We start from the raw sequence: 17,729 nt of genomic DNA, 5'->3' as shown, positions 1-17,729 counted from the left end.
GCCGCCTGAGAACAGCTGCATGAAATTCGCTAGCTGGACCGCGGCCCCATCGTCGCCAGCACGATATCCGTTGCGCGGACGCTTGGCGGCTGGTCACCCGTCGACATCTTCGCGTCCATCGTCCCGAACGCCACGAGCTGCCGCAGGCGATCGGGCGTATCTGCAATCACATCACCAAGTGCCTGCGCGAGCTTCTCCGGGGTGCAGTCTTCCTGCAGGAACTCCGGGATGACGTCGGTGCCGATCACGAGATTGGCGAGGATCACCGACGAGACGCGGATCGCACGCCGCAGGATGAACGCCTCCGCGGCGCCGACCCGATAGGCCGTGACCATCGGAATGCCCGACAGCGCAAGCTCCAGTGTCACAGTGCCCGACTTCGCGAGCGCAGCGCGCGCGACACGGAATGCCGCGCGCTTCTCGGTCTCGCCGACCGCGATCCTCGGCGCGATCGGCCACCCCGCCACGCCCGCGCGAACCATCGTCTCGAGATGCGGCATGGTGGGAAGCACGAGTTCGAATTTCATTCGCTCGCCGAGCTGGCCGAGCGCCGCGCCGAACAGTGCCAGATGATGCCTGATCTCGCTGCGCCGGCTGCCCGGCAGAACCAGCAGCACGGGCGGCTCGGCGTCGCGCCGCCTCTGCTCCTCCGCATTGGGGCGAAGCGACGCAAGCTGCTCGGTCAGGGGGTGACCGACATAGCTGCAGAGTGGTCCGTCCAGCTTGCGATACTCCTCGGGCTCGAACGGCAGCAATGCCAACACGTGATCGACATAGCCTCGCATCGCGCGCGCCCTGCCCGGCCGCCAGGCCCAGACCGACGGCGACACGTAATCGACAATCGGGATGTTCGGATTGCGCGCACGGACGCGGCGGGCGACGCGATGGGTGAAATCGGGGCTGTCGATAATGACAAGCATATCGGGTGCCGCAGCGAGCACCGCATCCGCCGTACGGCGGATCAATTGCAGGATCTTCGGCAATTGCTTCACGACCGCGGCAAAGCCCATGATCGACAGCTCTTCGATCGGGAACAACGGCGCGATCCCCTCGCGGGTCATCCCGCGTCCGCCGACGCCGGAGAACTGCACGGCATTGCCGAGCCGCTGGCGCAGCACCTGCATCAGCGCGGCGCCGAGCCGGTCGCCGGATTCCTCGGTCGCGATGAGGAATATCTTTTGCATCTTGGCGGGATTGCTCGGCATCGTCAGCCGGCCAGACCAATGACGAAGAGCTGCCTGGCGTCGGCCGTCTCGATCAGGGCCTGCGGATCGGCGGCAAGCGTGTTGCCGGCGATCACGGCGACCCCAGCGATGCCCGCGGCTGCCGCTCCCTCGACCGTTCGCGGGCCGATGGTCGGCAGATCGAAGCGCAGGTCCTGCCCGGTCTTCGGCGCCTTCACCAGCACACCGCGCCCCGCCTTGGCGCGGATGCGGCCCGCGGCGCGCAAGCGCGCCACCCGCGCAAGCAGCCCGTCGGTGCCTTCGATGTCCTCGACCGCAACCACATGCCCGTCGATCACGACGGCGGCCTGACCGATGTCGAATGGCCCGAGCGCATCAAGCACACCGCGCCCCCGCGCGATGTCGGCGAGCGCACTGCTGTCAGGCACCGCACGCGTGATGGCGCCTTCCGGCATCAGCAGATCGGGAGCGACGTCCTTGATTCCGACCATGCGAAATCCCTGCTGCTCGAGGATCCGCCCCACGCTGGACAGGAGGTGGTCGTCGCCGCCGCGAAACGCGCGCGCGACGTGGCCAAGCAGACGCAGCGTGCCCCAGTCGAGCCGGATCTCCGACAGCGCCGGCCGCACCAGCGTGCCGATGAAGATCAGGTCGCGACAGCCCTCGTCGCGGAATAGCCTCGTCGCCCGACCGAGTTGGCCGACCGAGATCCAGCGATGACGGAAGCGCTGCGCGCGCGTCGGGTCGCAGGCACCGCGCAGTGCGAACAGCACCGGCGTGATGCCGCGCGCAACGAGCGAGTCCGCGACCGCAAACGGCATTGCGCCGCCGCCGGCGATCACGCCGACCGGCGAGGAGATCGAAGGCGCCGCTGACGTCATGCTGGCGGCCATTCCATGCTCAGTTCGTGTTGGCGGGAAGGCAGAGCGCGCGGTGCTTGCCGCCGTCAATGAAGGCAAGGATCTCCGCGATCGCGGGATCTTCGCCCGCCAGCGATTGCACCGACGCCAGCCGCTCGGCGAAGATGCCGGGGCCGTGGAACAGCTTTTGATAGAATGCGCGCACTGTCGCCAGCCGCTGCTTGGTGAACTGGCGGCGCTTCATGCCGATGATGTTGAGGCCCTCGAGCGCGGCATACTGACCGTTGGCGAGCCCGAACGGGATGATGTCGCCGCGCACGCCGCAGACGCCGCCGATCATCACCTGCGGGCCGACGCGGGTGAACTGATGCACCGCCGACAGGCCGCCGATATAGACGAAGTCGCCGATCTCGCAGTGGCCGCCAAGCGTCGCTGAGGTCGCGAAGATCGCATTGTTGCCGACGGTGCAGTCGTGACCGACGTGGCTGTTGTTCATGAAGAAGCCGCGATCGCCGACCCGCGTGAGCCCGCCTCCCTTGACGGTGCCGATGTTCATCGTCACGCCCTCGCGGATGGTGCAGGCCTCGCCGACCTCGAGACGGGTCGGCTCGCCGCGATAGCTGAGGTCCTGCGGCGGACCGCCGAGCGCGGCGAACGGCGAGATGACGCAGCCTGCGCCGATCCTCGTATGCCCGTTGATCGTGACATGCGCGATCAGCCTGCAATCGTCGCCGATCACGACGTTGGGGCCGATGATGCAGTATGGACCGATCTCGGTGCCGGCTCCAATCACGGCGCCGTCTGCAATCCGCGCTGTGGGATCGATCATGCTCATGGAGGTGCGGTCCGGAATTCGTTAACGGCGCCAAGGCGCTAAAGCGTCGGGTTTCGCGGTCGTTAGCGCGACTTTGCCTGCCCTGTCCAGTGACGTATCATGACCGCCTGTTGCGGCGTCCCTGCCGAAGCCTTCGACGCGCCGATGAACGCGCCGTCGATGGGCGTGTTCCTCAATCGCGCGTTGCGGATCGCGGGAGCGGACGGCCGCTACGCCTGTAGAACCTTGCGACCGCGCCCGTTCAGTCGGTCAGCATGGCGCCGACATCGGCCTCGGCAACGACCTGCCCGTCGACCATGGCATCGCCGTGAAACCACCACATCGTCTTGCGCCGACCGATCGAGCGCATGTGGTATTCGATGGTATCGCCGGGCAGCACCGGCTTCCTGAACTTGCACTTGTCGATGGTCAGGAAGTAAACCGCGCGCGGCTTCTGGGTGCCCTCGACCGACTTGATGCCGATCACGCCTGCGGTCTGCGCCATCGCCTCGATCATCATCACGCCAGGATAGACCGGACGCTCGGGGAAATGCCCCTGGAACGCGGGCTCGTTGAAGGTCACGTTCTTGATGCCGATACCGCTGTAGTCGGCGCGGATATTGATCACCCGGTCGATCAACAGCATCGGAAAGCGGTGCGGCAGCGTCTTCAGGATATCGTTGATATCCACGAGCTCGAACCTGACCGGTGACTCCTCCATTACTCCTTGCCCTCACCCTTGGTTTCGCCGTCGCGCACCAGGCGTTCGACTGCGAGAATCTCCCTGAACCACTGCTTGGTCGGCTTGGCGAAATGCCCACCCCAGCGGCCGTTGGCCGGGATGTCATCCTTCACCGCGCTCATCGCGGTGACCTGGGCGCCATCGCCAATCTTGAGGTGGTTGTTGATGCCCACCTTGGCACCGAGCGCGACATTGTCGCCAATCGTCAGGCTGCCTGCGAGCCCGATCTGGGCCGCCAGCAGGCAGTGCCTGCCGATGGTTACATTGTGGCCAATCTGGACCTGGTTGTCGACTTTGGTGCCCTCGCCGATCACAGTGTCGCGCAGGGAACCGCGATCGATGGTCGAACCGGCACCGACCTCGACATTGTTCTGGATCAGCACCCGGCCGGTCTGCGGCACCTTCACATGGCCAGACGGCCCGAAGAAGATGAAGCCGTAGCCGTCCTGGCCGATATTGCAGCCCGGATGGATCAGGACGTTGTTGCCGATCAGGGCGAACTGGATGGTCGTCTTGGCGCCCACATTGCAGTCGCGGCCGATCTTGACGTCTGCCCCGATCACGGCGCCGGCCCCGATCACGGTACCTGAGCCGATCTCGACCCGGGGCCCGATCACCACCAGCGGGTCGACGATGACGCCATCCTCGAGCTGGGCGGTCGGATCGATGATCGCCGACGGTGCGATGCCCTCGGTGCCGAACCAGGATTGCGGGCGCAGCGCGTCGGAATGCCATTCGCGCGCGATCTGGACGAAGGCATGGAACGGCTTGGCGGCCCGCAGCACGGCGACGCCCTTGGGCACCTGTGCTTCGAAGCGCTGGTGGACCAGCAGGGCACCAGCTTTGGTCGCCGCCAGCTGGTCGGCATATTTGAGATTGTCGAAGAAGGCGAGATGCATCGGACCGGCCTCGTCGAGCGAAGCCAGCCCCTTGATCTGCTGCGCGCCCCTCTCGGGGTCGACCAAATGCGCCTTCGTCAGCGCGGCTATCTCAGCCAGCGTTGACGAAGGGGGACTCTTGAAGAAGATCGGCTGCGCCATTCCATCCGTCGCAGTCCGGTCGACGAACGATCTTAGAACGTTGTACCGCCGCCAAACCGGAATTCTTGTACGCGGTCAAACTGACCCTTGGTGAGCGGTACCGCATAGTCAAAGCGCAGCGGGCCGAACGGCGACTGCCAGATCAAGCCGACACCGACCGAGCTGCGGATGACCTTGCTGTCGTCATACTGCAGACCAAGGCAGGTTCCCGGAGACGGCGGGTTCTGCGTCGGCTTGATACAGCCGGGCTGATTGACTTCGCCCGTCGCCGCCCACGAGGTCGGTCCCTGGTAGTCGTACAGTCCGCCGGCGTCGGCATAGATCGCGCCCTTGAGCCCGACTTCCTTCGGCAGGAACCAGAACGGCATCTGGAGTTCCGCCGACACGCCCCAGTACTTGGTGCCGCCGAGCGCGTCCTGCGTGCCGTAGGGGTTGATGTCACGCGGACCGATGCCGTTCGGTGCGAAGCCGCGGACCAGGTTCGGACCCATCTGGAAGTGATCGAGCATGCGCAGTTCGTCGCTGCCCAACTTGTTCAAGATACCGCCCTGGGCATGGATCACGCCGACGATGTCAGCGACCAGCGGGGTGTAGTACTTCGCATCGATCGCGGTCTTGATGTAGCTGACGTCACCACCCACGCCGGCGAAGTCCTGCTTGAAGTCGATCAGGAGGCCGTCGGTCGGGTTCTTGTTGTTGTCGAGGGTGTTGTAGTTCAGCGTGTAGCCGAGCGCCGAGGTCAGCGTTGAACCACCCGCCAGCTCCTTGCGGACCGGCAGCGAGGCCTCGCCGTCGCTATAGCACCACAGGCCGATGCCCGAGGTGTCGGTAGCCGTCTGGCCGCCCACGGTCTGCGAGCTGCCCGCAGGATAGCCGTTCGCGAACGCGAACGCCGGGGTCGGGTTGAACGCCAGCAGGCCGTTGCCCGGGTTGTTGTTACAGTTCGCCAGCGTCGACGGCAGCGTGATTTCCTGCTGATAGATCGAGTAGCGGAGTTGCAGCGAGAGGTCTTCGCGGAGCTGGAAGCCGAGCCGCGGGCTGAAGCCGAGCGTCTTGGTGCCGTACGCGATGTAGCTGTTGGACAGCTGCTGGCGCTGGTAGAAATCGAGACCGAGCGCGACCCGGTAATCGAGCAGGTAAGGCTCGACGAACGACAGCGAATAGCCGCGCGCATACTGGCCGTAGGTCACCGACGCCTTTGCGAACAGGCCTCGCCCGAGCAGGTTTCGTTCGGACACGCTGACTTCGGCAAGCGCACCGTCGGTCGTCGAGTAGCCGCCCGAGACCGAGAAGTCGCCGGTCGATTTCTCCTCGAGATCCACGATCAGGATGACACGGTCGCTGGAAGATCCAGGCTCGGTGGTGATCTTGACGCTCTTGAAGAAGTCGAGGTTCTTCAACCGGCGCTCGGCACGGTCGACCAGCGCGCGGTTATAGGCGTCGCCTTCGGAGATATCGAACTCGCGGCGGATCACGTAGTCACGCGTGCGGGTATTGCCGCGGATATTGATGCGCTCGATATAGGTCCGCGGCCCTTCGTCGACAGCGAAGGTGATCGATACCGTGTGATTCTCGAAATTGCGGTCGCCGCGCGGCCGGACCACCGCGAAGGCGTAGCCGCGGCGCGACGCCTCGATCTGCATCTCCTCGACCGACTTCTCCAGCGCCTCGGCGTTGTAGAGCGAGCCGACGCTGACGCGCGAGAACGAGCTCAGCGCGTTCGGGTTGAGGGTGGCGATCGACGACGTGTAATTGACCGACGCGACACGATACTGCTGGCCTTCCTCGATCTTGAAGGTGACCGAGAACCCCTTCTTGTCGGGATCATACTCCGTCAGCGCGGCAACCACCTGGACGTCGGCATAGCCGTGCTTGAGGTAGAACCGGCGCAACAGGTCGCGATCCGCCTCGACGCGGTCGGGGTCGTAGACGTCGTTGCCGCCGAGGAAGCTCAAGATGTTCGATTCGCGGGTCTTGATGACGTCGCGCAGGCGCGATGCCGAATAAGCGTTGTTGCCGATGAATTCGATCGACCGGACACCGGTCTTCACGCCTTCATTGATTTCGAAGACCAGATCGACGCGGTTGTTCGGCTGCTCGATGATCTGCGGATTGACCCGCACGTCGTAGCGACCCGAATGACGGTAGATTTCGGCAATGCGCAGGGCGTCGGCCTGGACCATCGGACGCGAGAAGGTGCCGCGCGGCTTCGATTGGACTTCAGCGGTCAGCTGCTCGTCCTTGATCTTCTTGTTGCCCTCGAAGGCGACGCGGCCAATCACGGGGTTTTCGACCACGACGACGACCAGACGGCCACCGCGCTGATCGATATGGACGTCCTGGAACAGGCCGGTCTCGATCAGGGCCTTCAGGCCGTCATCGATGTCGGCCTGGCTCAGCCGGCCGCCCGGGCCCGCGTGGAAATAGGAGCGAATGGTCTCGACCTCGACACGCCGGTTCCCCTCCACGGTGATCGAGTTGACGCTTTGAGCGGCTGCAGGCGCAGACACAGCTACGGCCGCCAAGGTGGCAGCCACCGGCACGGCGAACATGACCAGGGCAGCGAACAAGCCCCCCCTCACTCGCATTCCAAACATCATGCGCTAGGCGCCCTTATCTTTCCGATGCCGGCACGTTCCCCAACGCCCCGACAGATTCCCAACCTTCCGCCCAGCTTGTAGCCAGTTTTGCCATGGCGGCAAACTTACTACCGCAGTGCATTTCCATTTTCGTTCCAAGACGTTGCCCATTAGCAACGCCTCAAAAAAGCCCACTTCAGGACGCTGCCAGATGCAGGATATCGTTGTAGGTAGCAAAGACCATCAACATCAACACCAAACCAAGCCCGATTCGGAACCCCATTTCTTGAGCCCGCTCCGACAACGGGCGGCCACGGACGGCCTCGACGGCATAGAACAAAAGGTGTCCCCCATCGAGCAGCGGAACCGGGAACAGGTTCAGGAGGCCGATGGAGATCGAGAGAACCGCCGCCAGGTGAATCAGGGCCCCCACGCCGATGGTCGCGACCTGCCCTGAAATCTGGGCGATCCGCAGCGGCCCGCCGACCTGGTCAGCCGCCTCCCGGCCGGTGAAGATGCCGCCGATATAGGCCAAGGTCCGGTCGATCACGAACCAGGTTTCCTTGACGCCAAGCCCAAGCGCGGTCACCGGGTCGACCCTCTCGGTCACGGCGTCGCCAGGCGCGGTCGCCCGCGTGATGCCGAGCACACCCATCCGGTGGGTGTTGCCGAAGGGGTCCTTCACCTCGCGCAGTTCCGGGGTACCGCTGAGTTGAACCGTAGAATTGCCCCGCTTGACCGTGAAGGTCAGCTTGTCGCCGGCGTGGATGCTGACGATGCGCTGCATGTCCGCGAAGCTGCCGATCGCCGTGCCGTCGATCGTGGTCACGACGTCACCGACCTGGAACCCGGCGGCCGCGGCTGCGCTGTTGGCTTCGACCTTGTCGACCCGTGCCGACGTGCTCGGCTTGCCGAAGAAGGTGAACAGGCACGTGAAAATCACGATCGCCAGGATGAAATTCGCAAACGGGCCGGCGGCGACGATCGCAGCGCGCTTGGCGACGCTCTTGTGGTGGAAGCTGCCCTCGCGCTCCTCCGCCGTCATCGCGGCGAGCGAGGCCGCCGCTGGCGTGGACGCCTCGGTGTCGTCCCCGAAGAACTTCACGTAACCGCCGAGCGGAATCGCGGAGATCTTCCAGCGCGTGCCGTGCCGGTCGTTGAGGCCCACGAGCTCCGGCCCGAAACCGAGCGAGAAGGTCAGCACCTTCACGCCTGCCCAGCGCGCGACGAGGAAATGGCCGAGCTCATGAAAGAAGACGACGATCGTCAGGACGAACAGGAAGGGGACGATGTAGCCCACGAGCCCATGGCTCAACGTACTGAAAATATGAAGAAAAAATTCGGGCATTCGTTTCCCCTCGACAAGAGCCAAAGGCTCCGTCCCCAACCCTCTAGGTTGCCTTTAAGGCAATTTGAGGCAATAGGGCGGCAGCTCTATTTCGCGCATTATGGTCAACGGAAATCGTCTCATCCGCCGATTGCAGCGGTGCCAGATTCCCAGACCGCATCCAATCATTGATGGTCGCCTCGACCAGGCGTGCGATCGCGCCGAACTTGATCTTGCCCGCGATGAAAGCGGCCACCGCGACTTCGTTGGCAGCATTGAAGACGGTCGTCGCTCCACGTCCGGTCCGCAGCGCTTCGTAGGCCAGTCGTAGCCCAGGGAAGCGTTCGAAATCGGGTGCCTCGAAGGTCAGCTGTCCGATCTTGGCGAGATCGAGCTTCGCCGACGGACCGACGATGCGGTCGGGCCAGCCCAGGCAATGCGCGATTGGGATCCGCATGTCGGGCGTCCCGAGTTGCGCCACCACCGAGCGGTCCGAGAATTCGACCATACCGTGGACGATCGACTGCGGATGCACCAACACGTCGATCTCGTCGGGCGCCAGTCCGAACAGGTAAGACGCCTCAATGACTTCCAGGCCTTTGTTCATCATCGACGCGGAATCGATGGTGATCTTCTGGCCCATGCTCCAGTTAGGGTGCTTCAGCGCCTGCTCAAGGGTCGCTTGCTCGATATCGGCGCGAGCCCAGGTGCGGAACGGTCCGCCGGACGCGGTGATGATCACCCGCACCAGTTCTTCGCGGTTGCCGGAGCTGAGCGCCTGGAACAGCGCGTTATGCTCGGAGTCTGCCGGCAGGATTCGGGCGCCCGCCTTCGCGGCACGCTGCATGAAGAAATCGCCGGCGCAGACGAGGCACTCCTTGTTGGCGAGCGCAACCGTTGCGCCGCGATCGACCGCCGCGAGCGCAGGCTTCAGCCCCGCCGCGCCGCTGACCGCCGCCATGACCCAGTCCGCTGGCCGCGCCGCCGCCTCGATGATCGCACTCTCCCCGGCTCCGCACTCGATGCGCGTACCGGCCAGCGCATCCTTCAGCTCGGACAACCGGGCCGGATCGGCGATCGCGGCAAACCGCGCGCCGAATTCCTTCGCCAGCTTGGCGAGCCCCTGGACATTGCTGTTCGCGGTCAGCGCCTCGACCCGGTAGCGATCCCGTGCGCCGCGCAGGAGATCCATGGTGCTGTCGCCGATCGAGCCGGTGGCACCCAGGACGGTTACGGCCCGCACGGCAGACGCCGCGGCCTTGTTGTTACGCAACGGAACTGCGCTCATCTCATCACCAAACCATAAGACCGCGTCCGACGCCATCTGCACCGCCGCGAAGGAAGCCGAAAATCGCCGCCACAATGACGGCTGCAACAAATCCGTCCAGGCGGTCTAACAGACCGCCATGGCCGGGAATAATGTGACTCGAATCCTTTACACCGAACCGCCGTTTCACCGCGGATTCAAAGAGATCGCCGAGTTGCGAAATCACCGACAGCCCGGCTCCGAGCAGCAACAGCGGCCCCGTCGAGCCGATCTCGAAGGCGGCGAAACCGCCGGCAACGATCAGGCTCGCCACGAAGCCGCCGATGGCGCCCGCCCAGGTCTTCTTCGGACTCACCCGCACCCAGAGCTTCGGGCCGCCGACGCTGCGGCCGGCGAAATAGCCGCCGATATCGGTGACCCAGACGACCAGCAGCACGAATATCAATGCGGCGAAGCCCTTGGCCGCATCGAGGCGCACCAGGATCGAGGCAACCTCGGCGGCCCCCGCATAGAGCAGTCCGGCGGTGGCCCAGTTGCGCTGCGCGCCTGACGTCAGCGCCAGCACAATTATGCCTGCGACGAGAACGACCAACGCCGCGTCGTTCCGCGACGCCATCAGGCAAAGGCCGACGAGCGCAAGAGCTGCGACGCCCGGCGCCACGACGCGAAGCTCGCGAGCCAGGCCCGTGATCATCAGCCATTCCACGAAAAGTCCGATCGCGGCCAGCGTCACCAGCAGGGACCATGCGATGCCGCCGACATAGGCGAGCGCGATCGCGATCGGTGCCAGCACCAGGGCCGCGACCACGCGCATCACGAGGTTGCGCGACCCCTGCTCGCTTGTTGCCGCCGGCGCGGCTTCCCGTTCGGTCACGAGCCGGTTTTCGCAGCGAGGCCGCCGAACCGGCGCTCGCGCCTGCCGTATTCCGCAATCGCGCTTTCGAGTGCCGCCTTGTCGAAATCCGGCCAGTGAATCGGCACGAACACGAGTTCGCTATAGGCAGCCTGCCACATGAGGAAATTCGACAGCCGCTGCTCGCCGCTGGTGCGGATGATCAGATCGGGATCGGGGATGTCGGGTGCGTCGAGATATTGCCCGAGCGTGTCGGCATCAATCGAGTTGGCGTCACGCTTGCCTTCGGCCACCTCGCGCGCGAGACGCCGCGCGGCGGAGGCGATTTCCGCACGCGAGCCATAGTTGAAGGCGACGACGAGGTTGAGCTTGGTGTTGTCCCTGGTCAGATCCTCGGCCTCGCTGAGCAGCGCGCAGATGTCGGGATCGAGCCCGGCACGTTCGCCGATCACGCGCACCCTTACCCCGTCGCGATGCAGCGTCGCCAGATCGTTGCGGATGAAACGGCGCAACAGACCGAACAGGTCGCCGATCTCGGTCGCGGGGCGCGACCAGTTCTCCGAGCTAAACGAGAAGATCGTCAAATAGAGAATGCCGAGTTCATTCGCCGCGCGCACCACGCGACGGAGCGCCTCAACGCCGCGACGATGGCCCTCGGCGCGCGGCAAGCCGCGCGCGGCCGCCCAGCGCCCGTTGCCGTCCATGATAACAGCCACATGCAACGGACCACCGGAACGATCCGGTCCGTCAGTTGCTGGGGCGGCGGCTTTCGACATCGGCTCTTTTCCGCGTCAAATCAACGTACGCGTCAAACTGTCAGGATTTCCTTTTCCTTGGCGGCAAGCAACTGATCGATTTCGGCGATCACCCCATCGGTTGCCTTCTGCACCTCGTTGGACAAACGCTCCTGATCGTCCTCGGAGATCTCGTGATTCTTCTCGAGCTTCTTGATGATATCGAGGCCATCACGTCGCACGTGGCGTACGGCGACCTTCGCCGCCTCGGCATATTTGTGCGCGACCTTGACGAGCTCCTTGCGGCGCTCCTGGTTGAGCTCGGGAATGCGCAGCCGCAGCACCTGCCCTTCGGTCGCCGGCGACAGGCCGAGGTTGGAATCGACGATCGCCTTTTCCACGGCCTTCACCATCGACTTGTCCCAGACCTGCACCGAGAGTAGACGCGGCTCGGGCACGCTGATGGTCGCAACCTGGTTGAGCGGCATATGCGAGCCGTAGGCCTCGACCTGGACCGGCTCCAGCATGGAGGCCGCGGCGCGGCCGGTGCGCAGACCACCGAGCTCGTGCTTGAGCGATTGCGTGGCGCCCTGCATGCGGCGCTTCACTTCGTTGATGTCAAAACCAGGTGCGGCCATGACGTTCTCCCTTCTCAAGAAACCGGTTGTCGACGCCGAGCGGCGCAGCGTCAGCCGGCGACGACTGTGCCGTGTCCGGTACCGCGCAGAATCGCTCCGATCGAACCGGGCTCCGCGATCGAGAACACGATGATAGGCAGCGACGTCTCGCGGGCAAGCGCGAAAGCGGTCGCGTCCATGACCTTGTAGCCGCCCTCGATCGCCTGCGAATGGGTCAGGCGGTCAAAGCGCTTGGCCTTGGGGTCCTTCTTCGGATCGGCGCTGTAGACGCCGTCGACATTGGTGGCCTTCAGCACTGCCTGCGCACCGATTTCGGCCGCGCGCAGCACGGCGGTCGTGTCGGTCGTGAAGAACGGATTGCCGGTTCCACCGCCGAGCAGGACGATCCGTCCCTCGGCGAGATATTTGTGCGCCGCACTGCGGGTGAACAGCTCGGAAATCTCCGGCATCACGAATGCCGACAGGGTCCGCGCCGGGGTCCCCTTGCGCTCGATGGCCGCCTCGAGCGTGAGGCAGTTCATCATGGTGGCGAGCATGCCCATGGTGTCGCCGGTCGGCCGGGACACGCCGCGCGAGGATACCTCCACGCCCCGAACGATGTTGCCGCCGCCGATTACCACCGCGACCTCGATGCCTAGCTGGCGCGCCGCGATCAGGTCATCGGCGATGCGGTCGACGGTCGGCTGATCGATCCCGAAGGCATGGGGGCCGGCTAGGTATTCGCCGGACAGCTTGATCACAACGCGACGATAGATCGGCTCAGCCATGATGCGATCGCTTCCTTATCCCGCGCAGGCAGGCTTCCGGCATACGCACCGGAAGCCGAGGTCAGCGGTTACTTCTTGCCGCTGGCGGCCGCGACTTCAGCGGCGAAATCGCTTTCCTGCTTCTCGATTCCCTCGCCGAGAGCATAGTTCACAAAGCCGGCGATTTTGATCGGGCCCCCGACCTTGCCCTCAGCTTCCTTCACCGCCTGGGCAACGGATTTGCCGCTGTCGTGGATAAAGGCCTGATCCAGCAGGCAGACTTCCTTGTAGTAAGTCTTCAGGCCGGAATCGACGATCTTCTCGATGACGTTCTCGGGCTTGCCCTGCTGGCGGTATTTGTCGGCCAGCACGTCCTTCTCGCGCTTCACGGTCTCTGGATCGAGCCCGGCCGGATCGAGCGCCAGCGGCTTCGCGGCCGCGACGTGCATGGCAAGCTGGCGGCCGAGGACCGCGAGCTCGTCGGCCTTGCCGGCCGACTCCAGCGCCACGATCACGCCGATCTTGCCGGCGCCGTCGATGACGGCGTTGTGGACGTAGCTCGACACCACACCCTTGCTCACTTCGAGCGAAGCGGCGCGGCGCAGCGTCATGTTCTCGCCGATGGTCGCGATCGCATCCGAGATCGCGGTCTCAACGGTGGCATCGCCGACCTTGGCGGCCTTGATCTTTTCCACGTCGGCGCCGCTCTTCAGCGCGACCTGGGCGATCATCTTCACGAGGCCCTGGAACTGCTCGTTGCGCGCGACGAAGTCGGTCTCCGAATTGACCTCGACCAGCACGCCCTTGGTGCCCGAGGTCAGGGCGCCGATCAGGCCTTCGGCCGCGACGCGGCCCGACTTCTTGGCGGCCTTCGACAGGCCCTTCTTGCGCAGCCAATCCTGCGCAGCCTGCATGTCGCCGGCGGTCTCGGTCAGCGCCGCCTTGCAATCCATCATGCCCGCGCCGGTCGACTCGCGGAGTTCCTTGACCATCGCTGCTGAGATCGTTGCCATCGTTCAATGCCCTTCTTGCCTGTAGAGCAACCGCGGCGCCCAATGGCGCCGCTGTTAGCGACAGGGAATCGTTGTTCGTGGAATAGAAGCGGCGGCCGGGTGAGCCCCGGCCACGCCGCGTAACCGTTATTCCGCTTCGGCGAGCGTCTTGGCCTGAGCGACCCAGGCGTCTGCACGGCTCGGAAGACCGACTTCTTCGCCGATCTTGTGCGCGGTGCTCTGATCGAGCTCGGCGAGCTGCCAGTAGTGGAAGATGCCGAGGTCGTTGAGCTTCTTCTCGATCGCACCGGACACGCCGGTGAGCTTCTTGAGATTGTCGGCGGTGCCGCGCGGACCGGCGAGGCCCTGGAAGCCGGACGGCGCAGTCGCCGGAAGGTCTTCCTGGATCGGCGCCGCGGACGCCCCGATGTCGATTCCGGAATCGCCCTGCGCGCGGGAGATGCCGTCGATGGCGGCGCGCGCCACAAGGTCGCAGTACAGCGAGATCGCGCGGCCGGCGTCATCGTTGCCCGGCACCACATAGGTGATGCCCTTCGGGTCGGAGTTGGTATCGACGATCGCGGCGACCGGAATGTTGAGCCGCTGCGCTTCCTGGATCGCGATGTCTTCCTTGTTGGTGTCGATCACGAAGATCATGTCGGGCAAACCGCCCATGTCCTTGATGCCGCCGAGCGAACGGTCGAGCTTGTCGCGCTCGCGCTGCAGCGTCAGGCGCTCCTTCTTGGTGTAGGAGTTGGCTTCGCCGGACGAGAGCACGTCATCGAGGTGACGCAGCCGCTTGATCGAGGCGGAGATCGTCTTCCAGTTGGTGAGCGTGCCACCGAGCCAGCGCGAATTGACGAAGTACTGCGCCGAACGCTTGGCCGCCTCGGCGACGCCGTCCTGCGCCGAACGCTTGGTGCCGACGAACAGGATACGGCCGCCCTTGGCGACGGTGTCGCTGACCGCCTGAAGCGCGCGATGCAGCATCGGCACGGTCTGCGCGAGGTCGATGATGTGGATGTTGTTGCGGGCGCCGAAGATGTAATCGGCCATCTTCGGGTTCCAGCGGTGAGACTGGTGGCCAAAGTGAACGCCAGCTTCCAAAAGCTGACGCATATTGAATTCGGGCAGCGACATAGGTTTTATTTCTCCGGTTGGTTCCTCCGGAAACGTGTGAGCAAACGAGCCTGATTGGCCCGGTTGCCACCGGACGGCCTTGAGAGCCATGTTTCCGTGTGAGATGGCGCGCTATATAGCGCGATTTGCGCCAGAAGCAAGGAAATATGGGCGGTGCGCCGGCCGGACGGGCCGAATTCCGGCCAAAATGGCCCCGTTCTGCCCCGACAGGTCCTCTTAGAGCGTTTGCACGTCGACCACGCCTGCGACTGCCTTGATCGCACCGGCGATCTGCGGCGACACCTTGTAGCGGCCGGGCAGCTTCATCTCCACCTCGGTTTCGAGATCGAGCATCATTACCAGCGAGACGTCGCCATCGGCACCGACCGCGGGCGGCGGTGCCGGCGCCGGCTTTGCCGCTGGCACCTTTCCTGCGCCTCCGGGCGCGGGCGCAGCCTCCGGCATGTTGAGCCGGCGAGCGATCGAGTCCAGTGGCTTGGTGTCGCGGACGAAGATGCGCAGCCCCTTCTGCGTCTTGGCCGCGGCGTGATCCAGCGGTTCGGCGTGCAGCACCCTCGCCCGCACATCCTCGCCCTGCAGTTCGGCGCCAAGCTGCAACAGCACCGCCGCACCCGGCTCGAGCACCTCGCGATATTGCGCAAGCCCCTCGGAGAACAGCACCGCCTCGAAATGCCCGGTCGGGTCCGACAGGCCCATGATGCCCATCTTGTTGCCGGTCTTGGTGCGGCGCTCCATGCGCGACACCACCGTTGCCGCCACCTTGCCCGCGGTCGCGCCGGTTTTGACCGCCCGCGAGAACTCCGCCCATGACTGCACGCGGAGCCGCTTCAGGGCGGTCGCGTAGTCGTCGAGCGGATGGCCCGAGAGGAAGAAGCCGATCGCATCATATTCGCGGCGCAGCCGGTCCGCCGGCAGCCACGGCTCGACCTGCGGCAGGATGATGCTCGGTGCATCGGCAGCGCCGCCGAACATGTCGTTCTGGCCCGAGGTCGCAGCTTCGTGGCTGCGCTGGCAGGCGGCGAGGATCGCATCCGCACCGGCGAACACCTTGGCGCGGTTGGGCTCGAGCGTGTCGAAGGCGCCCGCCGCCGCAAGGCTCTCGATGATGCGCTTGTTGATCGCGCGCGGGCTCACGCGCGCGGCGAAATCGGCAAGCGACGTGAACGCTCCCTTCTTGCGCTCTTCGACGATCTGCTCGACGGCCTGCAGGCCCACGCCCTTCAGCGCGGCGAGTGCGTAATAGATCGTGTTGCCGCCGACCTCGAAGGTCGCACCCGACCGGTTGACGTTGGGCGCCTCGACCTTGATGCCGAGCCGCTGCGCCTCGGAGCGAAATTCGGAGAGCTTGTCGGTGTTGTTGAGTTCGAGCGTCATCGACGCCGCGAGGAACTCGACCGGGTAATGGGCCTTCATGTAGGCGGTGTGGAAGGATACCAGCGCATAGGCCGCCGCATGGCTCTTGTTGAAGCCGTAGTCGGCGAACTTGGCGAGCAGTTCGAAGATCGTCTCCGCCTGTGCCTTCGGCACGCCGTTCTTGGTCGCGCCGGCGACGAAGATGTCGCGCTGCTTGTCCATCTCGGCGCGGATCTTCTTGCCCATCGCGCGGCGCAACAGGTCGGCGTCGCCGAGCGAATAGCCCGCCATCACCTGCGCGATCTGCATCACCTGTTCCTGATAGATGATGACGCCGAACGTCTCCTTCAGGATCGGCTCCAGGATCGGATGGAGATATTCCGGCTCCTCGTCACCGTGCTTGCGCGCGCAATAGGTCGGGATGTTCGCCATTGGACCGGGGCGATAGAGCGCCACCAGCGCGATGACGTCCTCGAAGCGGTCCGGCCGCATGTCGATCAGCGCCCGGCGCATGCCCTGGCTTTCCACCTGGAACACGCCGACCACGTCGCCCCGCGCCAGCATCTGGTAACTCGCCGCGTCGTCAATCGGCAGCGTCGCCAGATCGACATGGACGTCGCGCTGCTTGAGCAGCTTCACCGCAACGTCGAGCACGGTCAGCGTCTTGAGGCCGAGGAAGTCGAACTTCACGAGGCCGGCCGGCTCGACCCATTTCATGTTGAACTGGGTCACCGGCATATCGGATTTCGGATCGCGGTACAGTGGCACCAGCTCGCTGAGCGGCCGATCACCGATCACGATACCGGCGGCGTGGGTCGAGGCGTGGCGGGTCAGGCCCTCGAGGCGCTGCGCGATGTCGAAGGCCCGCGCCACCACCGGATCCTCGTCACGGAACGCCTGCAGCTTGGGTTCGCCCTCGATCGCCTGCGCCAGCGTCACCGGCGCAGCGGGGTTCTGCGGCACCAGCTTGGTCAGCTTGTCGACCTGGCCGTAGGGCATCTGCAGCACGCGCCCGACGTCGCGCAGCACGCCGCGCGCCTGCAGCGTACCGAAGGTGATGATCTGCGCCACCTGGTCGCGGCCGTAGCGGTCCTGCACATACTGGATCACCTCGCCGCGGCGGTCCTGGCAGAAGTCGATGTCGAAGTCCGGCATCGAGACGCGTTCGGGATTGAGGAAGCGCTCGAACAGCAGCGCGAAGCGCATCGGGTCGAGGTCGGTGATGGTGAGCGCCCAAGCGACCAGCGAACCGGCGCCCGAGCCGCGGCCCGGGCCGACAGGAATGCCCTGCGCCTTGGCCCATTTGATGAAATCGGAGACGATCAGGAAGTAGCCCGCATATTTCATGCGGGTAATGACGTCGAGCTCGAAGGCGAGCCGCTTGCTGTAGTCCTCGTCCGTCAGCCCCGGCGAAAGACCATGCACCTGCAGGCGCCTCGCGAGGCCCTCCTCCGCCTGCC

At 64.9% G+C, this 17,729-nt stretch carries 15 protein-coding genes; all 15 read right to left on the bottom strand.

Going from position 1 to position 17,729, the window contains the following annotated elements:
• Nucleotides 1-29: 29 nt before the first annotated feature.
• Nucleotides 30-1,205 carry a lipid-A-disaccharide synthase gene (lpxB, locus tag AS156_RS15140; protein WP_066505431.1) on the bottom strand — a complete coding sequence of 392 codons (1,176 nt, stop codon included), beginning with the start codon at nucleotides 1,203-1,205 and terminating at the stop codon, nucleotides 30-32.
• 2 nt (nucleotides 1,206-1,207) lie between these two features.
• On the bottom strand, nucleotides 1,208-2,065 hold the full coding sequence (locus tag AS156_RS15135) for an LpxI family protein (RefSeq protein WP_066505869.1): 858 nt from the start codon (nucleotides 2,063-2,065) through the stop codon (nucleotides 1,208-1,210).
• Between the two features lie 19 nt (nucleotides 2,066-2,084).
• Nucleotides 2,085-2,879, bottom strand: a complete 795-nt coding sequence (gene lpxA / locus AS156_RS15130; RefSeq protein WP_066505429.1) for an acyl-ACP--UDP-N-acetylglucosamine O-acyltransferase — start codon at nucleotides 2,877-2,879, stop codon at nucleotides 2,085-2,087.
• A 241-nt stretch (nucleotides 2,880-3,120) separates the two neighbouring features.
• The gene (fabZ, locus tag AS156_RS15125) at nucleotides 3,121-3,579 is read right to left on the bottom strand and encodes a 3-hydroxyacyl-ACP dehydratase FabZ (RefSeq protein WP_066505428.1); all 459 of its coding nucleotides are present in this window, start codon (nucleotides 3,577-3,579) and stop codon (nucleotides 3,121-3,123) included.
• Complete coding sequence (gene lpxD, locus AS156_RS15120) at nucleotides 3,579-4,640, bottom strand: UDP-3-O-(3-hydroxymyristoyl)glucosamine N-acyltransferase (RefSeq protein ID WP_066505424.1); 1,062 nt, start codon at nucleotides 4,638-4,640, stop codon at nucleotides 3,579-3,581. The genes fabZ and lpxD overlap by 1 nt, the downstream gene beginning before the upstream one ends.
• Before the next feature lie 32 nt (nucleotides 4,641-4,672).
• Nucleotides 4,673-7,240, bottom strand: coding sequence for an outer membrane protein assembly factor BamA (gene bamA / locus AS156_RS15115; RefSeq protein WP_066505422.1), 2,568 nt, complete (start codon nucleotides 7,238-7,240; stop codon nucleotides 4,673-4,675).
• 175 nt (nucleotides 7,241-7,415) lie between these two features.
• Nucleotides 7,416-8,567, bottom strand: coding sequence for an RIP metalloprotease RseP (rseP, locus tag AS156_RS15110; RefSeq protein ID WP_066505419.1), 1,152 nt, complete (start codon nucleotides 8,565-8,567; stop codon nucleotides 7,416-7,418).
• A gap of 43 nt (nucleotides 8,568-8,610) precedes the next feature.
• Complete coding sequence (gene dxr / locus AS156_RS15105) at nucleotides 8,611-9,834, bottom strand: 1-deoxy-D-xylulose-5-phosphate reductoisomerase (RefSeq protein ID WP_066505416.1); 1,224 nt, start codon at nucleotides 9,832-9,834, stop codon at nucleotides 8,611-8,613.
• Between the two features lie 4 nt (nucleotides 9,835-9,838).
• Nucleotides 9,839-10,687, bottom strand: coding sequence for a phosphatidate cytidylyltransferase (locus tag AS156_RS15100; RefSeq protein ID WP_066505414.1), 849 nt, complete (start codon nucleotides 10,685-10,687; stop codon nucleotides 9,839-9,841).
• The gene (locus tag AS156_RS15095; RefSeq protein WP_066505412.1) at nucleotides 10,684-11,442 is read right to left on the bottom strand and encodes an isoprenyl transferase; all 759 of its coding nucleotides are present in this window, start codon (nucleotides 11,440-11,442) and stop codon (nucleotides 10,684-10,686) included. The genes AS156_RS15100 and AS156_RS15095 overlap by 4 nt, the downstream gene beginning before the upstream one ends.
• Nucleotides 11,443-11,474: 32 nt before the next feature.
• Nucleotides 11,475-12,038 carry a ribosome recycling factor gene (frr, locus tag AS156_RS15090; protein ID WP_066505411.1) on the bottom strand — a complete coding sequence of 188 codons (564 nt, stop codon included), beginning with the start codon at nucleotides 12,036-12,038 and terminating at the stop codon, nucleotides 11,475-11,477.
• 50 nt (nucleotides 12,039-12,088) lie between these two features.
• Nucleotides 12,089-12,805 (bottom strand): UMP kinase, encoded by a 717-nt coding sequence (gene pyrH, locus AS156_RS15085; RefSeq protein WP_066505410.1) that lies wholly within the window; start codon nucleotides 12,803-12,805, stop codon nucleotides 12,089-12,091.
• 68 nt (nucleotides 12,806-12,873) lie between these two features.
• The gene (gene tsf, locus AS156_RS15080; RefSeq protein WP_066505409.1) at nucleotides 12,874-13,797 is read right to left on the bottom strand and encodes a translation elongation factor Ts; all 924 of its coding nucleotides are present in this window, start codon (nucleotides 13,795-13,797) and stop codon (nucleotides 12,874-12,876) included.
• Nucleotides 13,798-13,923: 126 nt separating this feature from the next.
• Nucleotides 13,924-14,916 carry a 30S ribosomal protein S2 gene (locus AS156_RS15075; protein WP_066505408.1) on the bottom strand — a complete coding sequence of 331 codons (993 nt, stop codon included), beginning with the start codon at nucleotides 14,914-14,916 and terminating at the stop codon, nucleotides 13,924-13,926.
• Between the two features lie 216 nt (nucleotides 14,917-15,132).
• Nucleotides 15,133-17,729 (bottom strand): DNA polymerase III subunit alpha (gene dnaE / locus AS156_RS15070; protein WP_245312821.1); only part of this gene is annotated, 2,597 nt, incomplete at its 5' end.

Origin of the sequence: Bradyrhizobium macuxiense (assembly GCF_001542415.1) — a bacterium.
In the GTDB taxonomy this organism is placed as follows: Bacteria; Pseudomonadota; Alphaproteobacteria; order Rhizobiales; family Xanthobacteraceae; genus Bradyrhizobium; species Bradyrhizobium macuxiense.
This window is presented reverse-complemented; position numbering and strand designations above follow the sequence as displayed.